General features: G+C 36.4%; 12 protein-coding genes. All 12 read right to left on the bottom strand.

Annotated features, from left to right (window positions below; genetic code table 11):
• Nucleotides 1-9: 9 nt before the first annotated feature.
• Complete coding sequence (gene ugd / locus OGV80_RS23005) at nt 10-1,176, bottom strand: UDP-glucose 6-dehydrogenase (RefSeq protein ID WP_087052563.1); 1,167 nt, start codon at nt 1,174-1,176, stop codon at nt 10-12.
• Between the two features lie 279 nt (nt 1,177-1,455).
• A complete protein-coding gene (locus OGV80_RS23000) occupies nt 1,456-1,830 on the bottom strand; it encodes a GtrA family protein (protein WP_043016855.1) in 375 nt (124 codons plus the stop codon).
• Nucleotides 1,820-4,702 (bottom strand): hypothetical protein, encoded by a 2,883-nt coding sequence (locus OGV80_RS22995; protein WP_200000828.1) that lies wholly within the window; start codon nt 4,700-4,702, stop codon nt 1,820-1,822. Before OGV80_RS22995 ends, OGV80_RS23000 begins: the two co-directional genes overlap by 11 nt.
• An 8-nt stretch (nt 4,703-4,710) precedes the next feature.
• On the bottom strand, nt 4,711-5,445 hold the full coding sequence (locus OGV80_RS22990) for a glycosyltransferase family 2 protein (RefSeq protein ID WP_170928030.1): 735 nt from the start codon (nt 5,443-5,445) through the stop codon (nt 4,711-4,713).
• Nucleotide 5,446: 1 nt separating this feature from the next.
• Nucleotides 5,447-5,845 (bottom strand): HAD family hydrolase, encoded by a 399-nt coding sequence (locus OGV80_RS22985; protein ID WP_085452483.1) that lies wholly within the window; start codon nt 5,843-5,845, stop codon nt 5,447-5,449.
• A 9-nt stretch (nt 5,846-5,854) separates the two neighbouring features.
• Nucleotides 5,855-7,336, bottom strand: coding sequence for a hypothetical protein (locus OGV80_RS22980; RefSeq protein ID WP_286515799.1), 1,482 nt, complete (start codon nt 7,334-7,336; stop codon nt 5,855-5,857).
• 11 nt (nt 7,337-7,347) lie between these two features.
• Nucleotides 7,348-8,217 carry a lysylphosphatidylglycerol synthase domain-containing protein gene (locus tag OGV80_RS22975; RefSeq protein WP_087051361.1) on the bottom strand — a complete coding sequence of 290 codons (870 nt, stop codon included), beginning with the start codon at nt 8,215-8,217 and terminating at the stop codon, nt 7,348-7,350.
• A gap of 1 nt (nt 8,218) precedes the next feature.
• Nucleotides 8,219-9,019 carry a glycosyltransferase family 2 protein gene (locus OGV80_RS22970; RefSeq protein WP_087051360.1) on the bottom strand — a complete coding sequence of 267 codons (801 nt, stop codon included), beginning with the start codon at nt 9,017-9,019 and terminating at the stop codon, nt 8,219-8,221.
• Nucleotides 9,020-9,294: 275 nt separating this feature from the next.
• A complete protein-coding gene (gene gnd / locus OGV80_RS22965) occupies nt 9,295-10,701 on the bottom strand; it encodes an NADP-dependent phosphogluconate dehydrogenase (protein WP_087051359.1) in 1,407 nt (468 codons plus the stop codon).
• A gap of 128 nt (nt 10,702-10,829) precedes the next feature.
• The gene (locus OGV80_RS22960; protein WP_087051358.1) at nt 10,830-12,806 is read right to left on the bottom strand and encodes a glycosyltransferase; all 1,977 of its coding nucleotides are present in this window, start codon (nt 12,804-12,806) and stop codon (nt 10,830-10,832) included.
• A gap of 6 nt (nt 12,807-12,812) precedes the next feature.
• On the bottom strand, nt 12,813-13,994 hold the full coding sequence (locus OGV80_RS22955; protein ID WP_286515798.1) for a class I SAM-dependent methyltransferase: 1,182 nt from the start codon (nt 13,992-13,994) through the stop codon (nt 12,813-12,815).
• A gap of 45 nt (nt 13,995-14,039) precedes the next feature.
• A complete protein-coding gene (locus OGV80_RS22950; protein WP_087051356.1) occupies nt 14,040-15,188 on the bottom strand; it encodes a glycosyltransferase family 4 protein in 1,149 nt (382 codons plus the stop codon).
• Nucleotides 15,189-15,192 lie beyond the last annotated feature (4 nt).

Raw genomic sequence — 15,192 nt, 5'->3', positions numbered from 1 at the left:
ATTGATAGTTTAATCATTTCCGAATAAATCTCTGGTATAAACTTTATCGGCTACATCCAGCAGTTCTTCGGCCATCCGGTTAGAGATGATAACATCGGACTCACTTTTAAATTTAGTCAGATCACGCTCAACCCGCGAATTAAAAAAACTATCCTCTGGCAATACAGGTTCATAGATTATGACAGGGATACCTTTCGCTTTGATACGCTTCATAATACCCTGTATAGACGATGCTCTAAAATTATCTGAGCCACTTTTCATGATCAGTCGATAAATACCGACGACCTTTGGCTTTCGTGAAATAATTGCATCAGCAATAAAGTCTTTTCGCGTCCGGTTGGCATCAACGATTGCTGAAATAATATTATTGGGTACAGACTGATAGTTGGCGAGTAGTTGCTTCGTGTCTTTTGGCAGACAGTATCCACCGTAACCGAAAGAGGGATTGTTGTAATGGTTACCAATGCGCGGGTCCAGACAGACCCCTTCTATGATCTGTCGCGCATTGAGCCCTAAACTCTCTGCATAGCTATCAAGTTCGTTAAAATAGGCTACGCGCATAGCCAGGTAGGTATTTGCAAAGAGCTTGATAGCTTCGGCTTCGGTTGAGTCCGTAAATAGGGTCGGAATATCTTTCTTTAATGCCCCTTCCTGTAGCAGAGCAGCAAAACGCTCAGCGCGCTCTGAACGCTCGCCGATGACAATACGAGATGGGTACAAGTTGTCATATAGTGCTTTACCCTCACGCAGGAATTCTGGTGAAAAGAAAATATTGTCGGTGCCCAATTTTTCTTTAATAGAATTAGTAAAACCTACTGGGATGGTAGATTTAATGACCATTACTGCATCTGGATTAATTGCAACCACGTCGCGAATAACAGATTCGACACTTGAGGTATTAAAGTAATTAGTCTTTGGATCATAATCAGTGGGTGTCGCGATAATGACGTAGTCCGCATCGCGGTAGGCATCATACTTATCAGTCGTTGCGCGGAAGTTTAGTGACCTGGTCGCCAAATACTCTTCAATATCTTTATCCACAATCGGCGATTGTTTCTGATTCAGCATCTCGACTTTCGTCTGGATGATATCCAGTGCCACCACTTCGTGGCTCTGAGCAATCAGAATACCATTTGACAAGCCAACATATCCGGTACCAGAAATGGTGATTTTCATTTAATTATCTCAGGGTTAACTTTTGCTCATCATGTTTGTATCATCATGACATGTATTAAAAGTTGTAACGTCTGAGTTGATGAAGTGTCAATGAAAGACAGTACAATTCAGATTTACTTCATAACTATAGATCTCATTTATTAAGTTAATATTAAGGAAAAAGTAAAAATCAATAAGAATTTAGACAAAAAAAAGCCCAGACAATTAGAGCTGGGCTTAAAAAACAAAAAGCATTCAGCAATAGCGCTGAATGATATATTTACATATTTAAATTAACATCTACTTTAAACGTAATCGTCCAGTGGTCAAAAAAGACATAAACTGGAAGTTTGCGTAGAAGGTTAAAGGTGTAACTATAATTTTTGCTACTATAGGCAATATCTCATATTGTAAAGCTATGAAGTCAATGAGTAGTGATGCACAAACTATAGCAATTAATTGATAAACTATATAATTAAAAAGTTTCCAAATGATATAGTGGCCATTATATTGGAAAATTCTCCTGACTGAAACAAAGAAAACAAACAATACAGCAGCAGTGGCACCAACAATATTAGCCAGCCAGATTGGAAGCCCTAATAAATTCAATAATGCGAAGATAGAAAAATCAATTAACCATCCCAGGCCTGAGACAACGGCGAATCTAACAATCATTGCCTACACCTTTATATTTCCTCACCTTGGATTCTATCAATATGAGCATAGGCAACATGAAACCTATAAGTTGCAATTCGTAAAGATAAAGGAAGACCGATGCAGGAGCAAAGAAAAGGAAAACAGTGGCTCTAATAAGCTCGGCACAAGCAATAACAGCTGCAAACGGCGCTCGTTTAAAAAACACTATAGCCATAAAGCACATAAGTATTTGCAAATAATTACTTGAAATGTAATCAGACCATTTCATTAAGCTTTTCATTAAATTAGCAGATAAATGAGGGTGTGGGCCAAACCCCATAAGTTCGACTGTTTGTTTCCAAGGGTTAGTTGTACTTAATAGATGATCAGATAATCCAGGAAGAATATTAAACTGTGGTGAAGCTATAGGAGGCAAAGGAAAAATATCTTTTCCCAGTATAGCTGTAAAAGATGAAAGCCGGAGGTGTAGAAAAAGTACAGGCTCCTTTATAGCACTTATAAAATACAATTTCGTAAGTTGTTTAGATACTTCAGATGTTGGTAGAGGCCTTTCTGAGGCTGTCTGATGCCAATAGACTACATTATAAGGAGACCAATTTTTTAAAGCATACTCAACATCCATAATTTTATTTAGCGACACATAAATATCTTTATACAATTGAGGATCCAACTTATCTTTGCCATAGACCAACATACCTGTTAGAGGGTTCATAACAGCAGTTGAGGCGTAAAGACGTTTCTCTTCCTCCGCGCGATGACGATCTGGATACACCAATGGTTCTACGACCTTATTTATAGCCCCCCAACTCATTGCTATAAGCAGTAAAACCGAGAACAATTTAACACTCGGTTTAAAAGTTAATAGGCTAAGACCGATAGCGATAAAAATTAATGAAGGAACGTTATCAATACGTAATAATGCTAATGCAATGCCAAGTACAAAAAGTGTAACTGTAAAAAATAGTTTTGCATTTAAATTAAGTTTTCGCCAATATATTGCCAGGCAAAAACTGCCAAGCATGAATAGAGCAAGAGTCAAACCATTGAAAGCATCACGGAGATGAGTAAGCATCCCCAACATAATTACTGTCAATGGAATATAAACAATAGCCCAGATGACCCCCCACCACGCCAACTTACCCTGGTAATAACGAAAAAATAAAGAGCATGAACCAAGCAAAACAACAGAGGTAGCCAGAAACGACCATACTGTGATGACTTGTGGCATATTTGACAATAAAAATCCACCTACGATTAGGGGATAACCAATTCCGTACCAGAGAGTAATTTGACCTCCTTGCGCCTGAATATAAGGAGAAAAGCCATCCCACCCTAGAACAGCTGGCCATCCGATCACCATAGCAATGAGCAACCACCCAAAGATGCCAAAGCACACTATCCAAATCTTTTTAGATTGGGCATTTATCGCAGAACTAATCAGGCAACGCATTATTGCAAATAAAAAGTAAGTCAAAAGAACGAAACTGATACAAACGAGTACAAATGCCACTTTCATAGCTGTAAAGCTACCAAAGTCAGGGTAGTTGAAAGAGGTTAATTTTACACCCTCACCTTTCTCATTTACACTCAAAGCCTTATAAACACCAGGTTTAAGAGCACTGATACGGATCAGAGTTGAGAACTCTGAGTTATTTTTGTCAGTTACAGAAACTGAATTAACCCACTGGGAGTACCTTTCCCATGCAGCGGAGTAGATTACTGCACGCGAACTAGTAACTGTAAGTACATCCTTATTTTTTGAAATATAGACAAAATACTTATCCGTGTTTTTATTTCGTTCAACATTTACTAATTGATATTTTATATGCCCATCAGTTAACCATATATGAGGGTTGTCACCGAAGATTTGATAAACGCAACCTTTACTTTCTTTTGAAAAGTCACAGACTTGCTCTGTTTGAATAGCTTCTCCGTCAAGCAGAACACGAGAGAATGAACCGTCACTTACTTCAAGATGCCACTCAGATGAGCTTGAGTTAGGATAGTTTTCGGTATGAACAGAACCTGTTTTCACAGGAAATGTTAAGGCTTTAGTAAAGCCATAACCAGCATCGAATGACATTTTTGATGGAGAGCCATTCCCGGAAAGGACTACTAATTCCAGGTCGCCTGTATAAGAGATATCCTTGACGTACCACAGAGAAGCGCCAGTTACTACCAAACACAGGGCTAATAGTTTTGCAATTTCAGATTGTCGCCCACTACCTGGAGTTGTAAGGGCAAAAAAAAGTAGGCTAAGCGATATAAATATTGAAATCCTCTGCAGCCAACTCTTCCAAGAAACAGCGCCATCAGGAAGTGGGATGTTAATTGTATGCGCGTTGGAAGAATAGAGATCAATTTCTCGCTCATCATTACCTATTTTTAATTTAGCAATACCAGAGTATGCATGACTAGTTAAACTGAGATGCGAGTCATTGCTCCATTGGCCAGAAAATGTGATTGTATTTGGCTGGTTCTGATAAGAAACATATACTCCGGGTCTTTTTTCCCAGCCGGGATATGAAACAGAAATATGTGATTTAGGATTCGTAACGAATTGAACAAAAACCTCAGAAGATATCGACTCAGGATTTTTCTGTCCCGTAGCAGTGATACTGACCACTGGAAAATCATTCTGAACTAATGGAACTGAAAAAGTGAAAAAGAGAGCAGCCACTAGTGGCGCTATTACCCATATAGATATTGCTTTTTTGTCTTTTGTAATAAAAAAGAAAGAAACAGCACCACTAACAGATAATATCAAAGAGTAAATTACATTACCCAATGACAACGAACTATATAGAGGGGCTAGAAACAGCAATATTAACGCAAGGAAAAAACATATGGGGTATAAGCTTTTAGCATTTCGCATTTGCAAGAAATTCACTAAGTTAGTTAAACCTGAGGTTTTTTAGCAGACATGAAACATTGGACTTCTGTTGGTGTTCCAAGCGGAGAAACGGCATCAAAAGGTACCTGATGAATATAAACATCAAGACCTTTTTGAATCATCTCACGGTACATTGGTGCAATATATTTCTCACCTTTTTCCATATTTGAGGAATCTTTATAGTATTCAGAATAAATATCACGATAAAGATTAAAGGAAGAGAACCAATAGAGACCAATAGTCGCATGTTCAGAAATGCGAACTTTCTCTCGTAAATCGATAACACGATTATCAACATCAACTTGCGCAAAACTCCACCCCTCACCTTTACCGGGAAAACATGGAATCCAGCCATCCCCCTGTACAGCACTCACAGGTAGCGAGTCAGGGTGAACAAAGGTATCTATATTGTATACAATAAAAGGAAGTTCTGGCTCAGTAATCAAATCACCACCAAGCAATGCTGAGGTGGCTTGCCCATCTGTAAGTTCATCAATTTCAAGTATTTTGCATGACTTAATATTAGCTTTACAGGATTGCTCCTCAATAAAGCTCTTTGCGTTATCCTCTTTTCTAACAACAAAAATAAAATTGGCACCTGCATCAATAAACGTTTTCAAACTGGACATTGACCAATAAAATAACGTATGTCCATGAACAACGATCTCATACTTAGGACATGTATACCCAGCATCCCTAAAGCGCTTACCCAACCCAGCCATTGTAATTACAATATTCATATTATTGACCTCCTGGCTCATCACCAATTAATGCCAGAATTTCTTCATAAGATAATTTTAAAAATTCATCAGGGCGTATACTTTTATCATCTACATAGAATCCACCACGACCGGGCCAGGGTTTTCCCAGGTGCATTTCATCATATGGAATATTATGGCGTTCCAGCCATTCCATAAGTTGCTTACCCGTTACTGCTGCAATACGTCCAATATTTCCCTGGAATGTATTCATGTTTCTTGCAGAATATAATATGATATAAAAACCTTTTGCTTTATACTCGCGAAGTAAACTAATCATATCCTCAAATGGTTCAAGCTCTGAATAATCCTCATCGGGCTTGCGAATTGGACATAATGTACCATCAACATCAAATACAATACTTCTTGTTTTATTAATCATTATAATTCCTTAAAGCTGTGTTTCAATTTCATCCAGGATTATTTCGGCATTAATTAAAAAAGCGATAACTTTTTTAGGTGAATCAATGTGCAGAGGCACCATACTTAGAAATAGTGAAGCCTCAAATAAACGAATGAGCACAGGGTTATAACCTATTTCTTTTAATTTGTTCTGGAATATATTTTTCGCCCATAATGGACTACTATTATCCAACGTAAGTCTTACACTGAGATTTTTTTCTAGATCTAGCGAGCAGAGTCCATAATTTATAAAATCATAATTTCCGCATACTGAGTGTGATAGTTTAGCAAGATCATAGTAAGGGCTGACATAAAGCTCATCTTCAGTATTGGCCCCACGCGGGTCAATGAATCGCATCAACCCTGTTGTTTTACTGTACAAGATGTTAGAAAAACACAAATCGCCATGACCGATTCTTAACTCGTTTGAAGATTGCGAACGACCATATTTATCAAATAGGGAGTAATAGCGTTGGAATAGTGAGTCAATATCACCAAAGCGAGAATTGATATAAGGCTCCAACGATAGATATTCAGGTAAAGACTTCAATTGTAAAAGACGTTCTTTTACCTTACCGAAAAATGCGTCATTATGGATTTCTTGTGCTGTTACACTATCTACCTTTTTCACTGGCCGAAGTTTTATAAAGTGGAATACTTTATCAATAAAACGTTCAAAATTTAGTTCATTCATCGACCCATGGATCCATTGAAGTGCCATATCAGGCACAAAAAGGCGTTCCATTTTATAGCTCGCTCCAGTTGATTCCAACCTGAAATCATATGTCTGTATAAAGAACATCTTCAACTCTGGAGGTAACAGATCGTAATACTTACATTCTCGCTCAAGTTTTTTATAATCAGTTGAATATTTGATTAAAGTGAAATTATCAATTGGTTGAACTGAATTAAAAAAGCGAACATCGAAATTACTGGTAAGATAATCTGTAAATCGCAAGGGATCACACATATCGATAAGTTCAACATCACTTTTTAGTAACTTGAGATTATCGATAAAGTTAAATATAAAGTCTCTAGGTTTAGAGTTATGTTCAAGAGCATTTAAAAGTTCTCGTGCTGTTTGACCAACAACCGCACTAAGATAAATATCTTTTACACCAGTTAAAGTTTCATTTCCAACGATGGCAACTGAAGACCTTGTATAACTTATTTTTTTAAGAAAAAGGGAAGCATCTATCTCATCACATCCAAATGCAACATAAGATGGCATATACATAACAACTAAATTTTGTGTATTCAAATAACCGAGTTGTCTTATTTTTTCGACATCGCTTTGAACATCACCTGATATTTCCACAAATTTGATATTAGCTTCCGCGCAAATATCGCTAACCCATTTATCCAGTGAACGTTTGCGATAATAAATATCAGAAAATTTGCTGACACCTAAAAGATTTGATATGTCCTGGGGAACAGGTATCGAATTATCATATACCATTACAACCGTCATTTTTATTCCTTTTATTTTTTTAAATTCATCTGCATGTAGAAAAATAGTGAGACGTAACCAAAAATAATTAATAGAGTATTTTTCACTGCATCAACAGTTATTAGCTGCACTAACGATTTTGGGGAGTCAGTGAGAACAAACGAAAATTGAGCTAATAAGTCCTTAACAATTGGGATAATTTGTGTGTGGTCTAAGAAAAGCATTAATGATACTAGTTCAAAAATCCAGATAAAAATTGTTAATATTGATAGAGTCAAAATTTTTTCAGAAACAATTGGCCTTACTTTTTCTAAAATACTGGAGATAATATCTAGTAAATGCAGTATTTTTATAGCCTTACGGCCCCTGTAAGATCTTATCACATGTAGATTTAACGCACTTAACTGCTCTGGGAGAACAAAAAACATAACAATGCTAAAAAAAACAAATGCAAGCATTATCCACAATAATCCCCACATCCCTGCTAAAACCTGTGCACCGCCCGAAAGATAGATTAATAGAGCTAAAATACTTAGAGCAACAACATCAAATATTCTTTCAATCCATACAATTAAAATGCCTTTGCAGTAATTGTTTTCCCATCGAGACACTTCATTTATTCTTATTAACTCTCCGAGTTTGAATGGTATTACAGCCGAACATGCTGCTGTATAGAAATGCAAAGAGAGCAATTTCCGTATTTTTTGTGCCTTCAATAATACACCTAAACGTATTGCACGGAGAAAATGAGCGAGGATATATGCAACAGTGGGTACAATAAGAGCCGTAGCGAAACTGCTGAAGTCATATTTTGTTAAAGAGCTGACTGAAAAATACACAAATGCCAAACTACCAACTATTGTAGGGCATAGCTTTAATTGTGTTCTTCGAGAGAAAGTCATTTTAAAAATCCCTGCGATGATGCTGTTCCATAATTGTAAATTTATAACTATTAAATTCGCGACCAGAATAATTATTGGTCAGGAATTTATTACGCATAAATACATATCGGAGTAATATTTTCAATACTTCACGAGACTGTTTAAATAATTTGACATTAGATATCTGATCGTCTTCACGCCATGTAATGGGAAAGAATTCCATATCCCATTTCCAATTTACTGTTGCTAAAATCATGAAGTAATTAAATGTCAAATTATTAGCAAAACCTTGATAATTTACTGAAGCTAAGGCTTTAACACTGTACATGTTTAAACCGGAACCCAAATCAAAGAGCTTTTTCCCACATGCCATTGAAAATAAATTATTAAAAACATAATTACCAAAAGTCCGAAACAAAGAATATCCTTCTAATTTTGATTTCGGCATGAATCTTGCCCCTAGAAGGCAATCTTTGTCTCTGTGCTTACCTTCGATAATTAGTGGTAGAAGATCAGAAAGCGTTCCTTGATCATCACCATGCAAGACAATAATGTAATCAAACTTATTGTCAAGAGCATATTGAAATGCAGCTTTATGAGAACCACCTAATCCATAATTATCATTGTTACGTACAATTGTCACTGGCGTTTCAATATTTTTCGCTGCTTCAGATGCCGCAATTAACGTATTATCGGTGCTTTGGTTATCAACAACAATAACTTCATTTATGATTTCATTTATATTTAGGCATTGATTAAGCACACGAGGAATTTGTTTTTCACAATTATAAGCAGGAATAAACAAAAGAATTTTATCTTGCATTGATTTGCCCTAATAATATCAGAATTTATAATTATCACAAGTATACAAACTATTACCCAAAACCAATAGGATAGGTAATGTTAACTATAATTCAAGTTTTGTCCGAAGATACACCAGATAACAGTGTATGTGAATATTAAATAAAGTTGTTTTAGTTCAACCATATTTAAATAAAACAGCGATGAAATTTATATATATAAATTATTATAAATGCTTACTTCAAAAAGACAGCAAGCATTTGATTTAATGCACATTATCACTTCTAAAAAAAGAGATTAATTAATCCATTCAGTATGATATACACCATCTTTATCTATACGTTTATAAGTATGTGCACCAAAATAATCACGTTGTGCCTGGATCAAATTTGCAGGGAGAACTTCTGCTCTATAGCTATCATAATACGCGATTGCAGCTGAGAATGTTGGTGCAGGGATACCATTTTGTACCGCATAGGCTACCACATCACGCAGAGCTTGCTGGTATTCATCAGCAATATTCTTGAAGTAGGGATCCAGCAGCAGGTTCGCGATTTTATCATTGTTAGCATAAGCATCAGTGATTTTCTGCAAGAACTGTGCACGAATGATGCAGCCAGCACGGAAAATCTTCGCGATCTCACCGTATTGCAGATCCCACTTATATTCATCAGATGCAGCACGCAATTGCGAGAATCCTTGTGCATAAGACACAATTTTCCCCAGATATAATGCACGACGAACTTTCTCAATAAACTCTACTTTGTCACCTGCAAGCTGAGCTTTAGGTCCGGTCAAGACCTTAGAAGCTGCTACGCGTTGGTCTTTCAGGGAGGAGATATACCGAGCGAATACAGATTCGGTAATTAGAGATAGCGGTTCGCCCAAGTCCAGAGAACTCTGACTGGTCCATTTACCAGTGCCTTTGTTAGCCGCTTCATCCAGGATCACATCAACCAGGAATTTACCCTCTTCATCTTTTTTGGTGAAAATGTCTTTGGTAATGTCGATCAGGTAACTGCTCAGCTCACCTTCATTCCACTTGGTAAAAGTGTCTGCCAGCTCTTCGTTTGACAGGTTAAGCCCACCTTTTAGCAAAGAATAGGCTTCAGCAATCAGTTGCATATCGCCGTACTCAATACCATTGTGGACCATTTTCACGTAATGGCCTGCACCATCAGCGCCGATATAAGTTACACACGGTTCGCCATCTTCAGCAACAGCCGCGATTTTAGTCAATATTGGAGCAACTAACTCGTACGCTTCTTTCTGACCACCAGGCATAATAGATGGACCTTTCAACGCCCCTTCTTCACCACCGGATACACCGGTGCCGATGAAATTGAAACCTTCGGCGGACAGTTCCCGGTTACGGCGAATAGTATCCTGGAAGAAAGTATTACCGCCATCAATGATGATGTCACCTTTTTCCAGATACGGCTTAAGTGAATCAATGGCAGCATCTGTACCCGCCCCCGCCTTCACCATTAACAGGATACGACGAGGAGTTTCAAGTGATTCAACAAACTCTTTTACCGTGTAGTAAGGAACCAGTTTCTTATCCGGATTCTCAGCAATGACTTCTTCGGTCTTTTCACGGGAGCGGTTGAATACGGAAACGGTATAACCGCGGCTTTCAATGTTGAGCGCCAGGTTGCGCCCCATTACTGCCATACCGACGACGCCGATCTGCTGCTTAGACATTATATACTCCTGTCAGGTTTTTATTGTGTATAGGTGTAATGCACTTTTACTGGTGGCAACACAATACACCAATTTAAGTTTACCACGTTACCAACTTTGATATTAAAATTCGTGTCAAAACTGGCGGTTTAAAGTACTGAATCAAAAAAAGATTTAAAATTTTGAGACTTAATACTCCAGTCCCACTTTTTAATCGTCTCAATATTTTCGTTTGACAAGTTACTGATCAATGACTCTCTTTCAAAATAGAACTTTCTTAATTTTTCTTTTAATGCTTTCTGTGAACGCTCAGCGAGTAGCCATTCCTTTTGAAGGGGGCCAAAAGCATCACGAACGACACCAACATCTGTAGATATTACTGGTACCCCGCACGCCATTGATTCTAGAACAGGGTTAGGTGTCCCTTCAATTTTTGAAGGGCATACATAAAGATCAATTTTTGCATAATAATTGACCATTTCAGTATGAGGAATAAAACCATTCTGCCGATCGGCTAGTTCTAGTCTGATACTTAGACCTTCCATTTGGAGTTCCTCAACCGCTGGCTTTAATATTGAATGAAAACCTTTAAAATCCTCAATATCACCAGCCCATTTCGAGTTACCAGCCCAGCCGACAACAAGTTCGCGATCTTGTATATTATTGAAACGAGTTAAATTAACCGGCTTAAATAAAGTAAGATCCACCCCATCTTCTGTAACTATTTTAGGGCTAGGGTAGCAAGATATATCATTATATATCTTAAAAAGTTTAGATGAGCAAACACTATAAGCAACTATTTTTTCGTTATAGAATGATTGCCTCTCCAGAATTTCATCATGTGATAAAAAAAGATGATCATAGATTGTTGTTGTAAACTTCCGTCCTTTAATAAACCGTTCATCAAATTCTATATCACTAATCCCAATCTCTTTGTTGTAAAGGGTATAATAAGAATTATTCTGCGCTCTAATAAATTCACGCCAAAAAAAATGAACAAGATCACAATCCTTTGTCATCATTAAAACGTGATGTAAATTTGAAATCAATTGAGTAGGTATGATCATAAAGTCATAATAACTACTCAAATTTTTCTTTAGTTGATTTGCTATATTCGCAAAAGCCCAGTTTTCAGCATCAATGATCAATGCAATTTTAGGTTTCTTGATCGGAAAATCTAATTTTTCAATTATTGTATCTGATTCTGATAACTTTTCGTTCCTTTTACCACAAATCGAACTAATTATATTATCACTAAGCAATACGTTATGTTTATTTTGAAAAGAGTTTAAAGAATGCGTTAACAATTTAGTATCAAAGGACGTCTCTGCTTTTTTAAAGTCATGTTGTGCTATCTTATGCTTCTCAATTATACTGTTTTTACTATTTCCAATGAACAACCCACTATTTCGTAACCTAATCGAAAAATCAATCAGTTCAATACCAAAGCTAAGATTCTCATCGAAATAACCAATATTTGAAAAAATAAGATGGTTAATTAAATGGGCCTTGTTCTCAAGAAATCCAGAAAAATAAAAAGATTGTTGTTCTATTGAACTTTCAAAGATAATCTCTGTTACCTTTTTATCAAGCCTAATTTGATAGTCACTATATTCCAGTGTCAAACTACCATTCATTGATATTCGGTTTGAATCTTTACTAATCAAAACAGGAAAATTGTAACTAACACAAGGTTGATGTTTTATATCATCATTAACTAATAATAACTCTTCCTTGGAGAATAAGAAATTTAAAGCGACAAATAACACCCACTGAGTATTTATCTCTTTTAGTAAAATATTCTTGATTTTTGAATCAGTTGTCGAGTCTTCAAAATAACGAATATGGATATTTTTTTCGCTTTCAGTTGATTGTGCAGCCAGTATCTCATGGGCATTGTTTTTACTATATTTTACTGCTAAATATACTTTCCCTAAAAAATCCTCGCTAACATACCCATTGCGTTTTATTTCTCCCACAGCATTCTTAGCATTTTCTTCAGTTATAATTATAATAGATAAATTTTTAAAGTTCTTCCCTAGTGCTTTTTCTTCTTGAGTCAAAATACCAATATCGTCTTCATAAAGAAATACAGATTTAATTGAGGGAATATGATTTCTTGTCATTATTATTCATCCATGAAATTTACGATACATTTTCAGAACTAATTTTTTTGCAAATACTGGAACATATTTTGACATTCTCAGATAACGATAATAACCAATTTTCATCACGTCAACATTATAACTTAAATCATTAACTTTATTCTTCAACTCAATTATCTGCTTATTCAAGTCAATTATCTGATTATTCAAGTTAAAAGTTTCTTCTTCTGCCTGTCGTGCATTCTTATGAATTTGTTGTTGTAAAATATCTTTTTGCAGAACAAGTTTTGAAACACTCTCTTTTAAGATCTTATTCTCCGAATCAGCAGCCATCAAAAAAAGTGTTTTTCTTCTGAATTCAACTTCTAATTCTTGTACTCTATTTCTTAACGCATCATTATCATCTCTAAGCTGAGATATGATGTCATATTCGATAGCCTCAAATATCTTTTTATAAGCATCCATTCCGAACGGAAATATTCCGGATGAGAATGAAATATTGGAAGCGTTCCATATACCGCAGTAAAAGCTACAGTTAGATGTATCTAGTGGTAAGGTTGAATCATTCTCAATTATCAAACCACCTTCAGAACGATATTGTCTCATCCATGATGTCCCAAGCGGCTGGTATTCATTACTATATAATGGGGCTGTTCCGAACCCCCATACAGTACTCCCAAGCCCCCAAGAAACAGCATTGCCTAATACTGATTGAGTCAATTTTGAAAAATCTTCAAACGTGTATTTACGAATGTGAAAAGGATTCGACTCATTTTCAGTAGGAAAATACCAATAATCATTAGGACATGTAATGTAAAAAATAGCATCTTCTTTAGCTACTTTTTTCATTGTTTTCAATAAAGCTTCAGGGTCTTGAACATGCTCGATTGTTTCTATTGAAACAACAACATCAAATACACTTTCACCAAGCAACTGTGCTACCGTTTGCGCATCACCCGCTATATATTCCGCCCCAGTTGAGCCAAACAATTGTTTTGCTTTTTCAATAGTCTCGACAGAAATATCCACGCCGACAACCTTTTTAGCACCATATTGCATGAGAAGTGCGGAACCATATCCCTCACCACATGCGAGATCCAACACAGTTTTATCTTTAATATGATTAAGTATATTTGCATATCTGGCAAGGTGAATCGCAGCCTCTTCTAATGGGTGCGCAGGCTTCATATCGAGATCTAAGCGTTCCATAAAATATCCTGTCTAGTTTGCTGTAAGGCTTGTTGTTTCATGTATTTAGATTTTTGTGATAGCGTTAATGGGGATGTTTAAAATAGATAATAGATTTATATTTACAATTGATGAGTCAAAATTCATTTTTGCAATATTATAACTTGCTTCACCCATTTTTTTTATTTCATCAGGATTATTCAAAAAATAAATCATTTTATCGGCGAGTTCTTCTGAAGATTTAGGCTTAATCAAAAACCCATTAACACCATCAACCACCGTATCTCGGCAGCCTGGCACATCGCTGGTTATGACGGCGCGTCCCATTGCCATCGCCTCCTGTGTACTCCTCGGAAACCCTTCACGCCAGGAAGGCAATACAAATACACTCGCTTTAGCAAGCCAGTCCTGCACGTTATCTACGTGGCCAGGTAACTCAATGATGTTATTACACTTCAAATCATTAAGCCGCTCTATAGTTAAGCTCCCCGGATTATGGAGATCCAGATGACCCAGCATGCAAAAATGAGTTTCAGGAAATTTCTTTTTGACTACTTTTGCAGCCTCAATAAATTCATAAACTCCCTTTTCTTGTAAAAATCTAGCGACAAAAATGAAAGACACTGGATCAACAGGCGGTGGGCAGTAGGGATAATCAGACATATTTAATCCAATACCCCCTAATATATGAACCTTTTTGACTTGAATTTTTTCATTAACTAAAAGGTCTCGCTTATCATCCGCATTAAGCAAGATGAGACTTTCAATATGTCTGAAGCTTAATTTGTAAAGCGATACTAATATTTTTTTCAGTAATTTAGTCCGTAATGAAACCTGCCCTCCAGAATTGGTAAAGAAAAAACCAAGCCCTTCAAGCATTGCATAACGCTTTTGTATTCTTGCAAATTTTGCTGCTAAAGTACCAAAAATGGCTGGCTTTGAAAAATATGAAAATGCCAGGTCCAACTTAAGTGATTTTAGAATCTTATATAATTTATAGGTATTGATAATATCAGAAAATGGATTTAGCCCTGTTCGACTGAAACGGTAATGTACTGGTATAGCACCAAATGATTTAACTTTTTCTTTTGTTACATCATCATAGTCAATTGCAAACGCATACACAACATGGCCATTTTTATGTAATAAATTAATCAGTTCTTTTCTGAATTGGATTAGACTTTCTGCTGTAGTACCGATTAATGCTATTTTCATAGGT

The sequence above is a fragment of the Citrobacter sp. Ce119 genome (assembly GCF_030334525.1).
Taxonomy (GTDB): Bacteria; Pseudomonadota; Gammaproteobacteria; order Enterobacterales; family Enterobacteriaceae; genus Citrobacter; species Citrobacter europaeus.
Note: the sequence above shows the minus strand (reverse complement) of the source record. Positions and strands in the feature narration are given on the sequence as shown.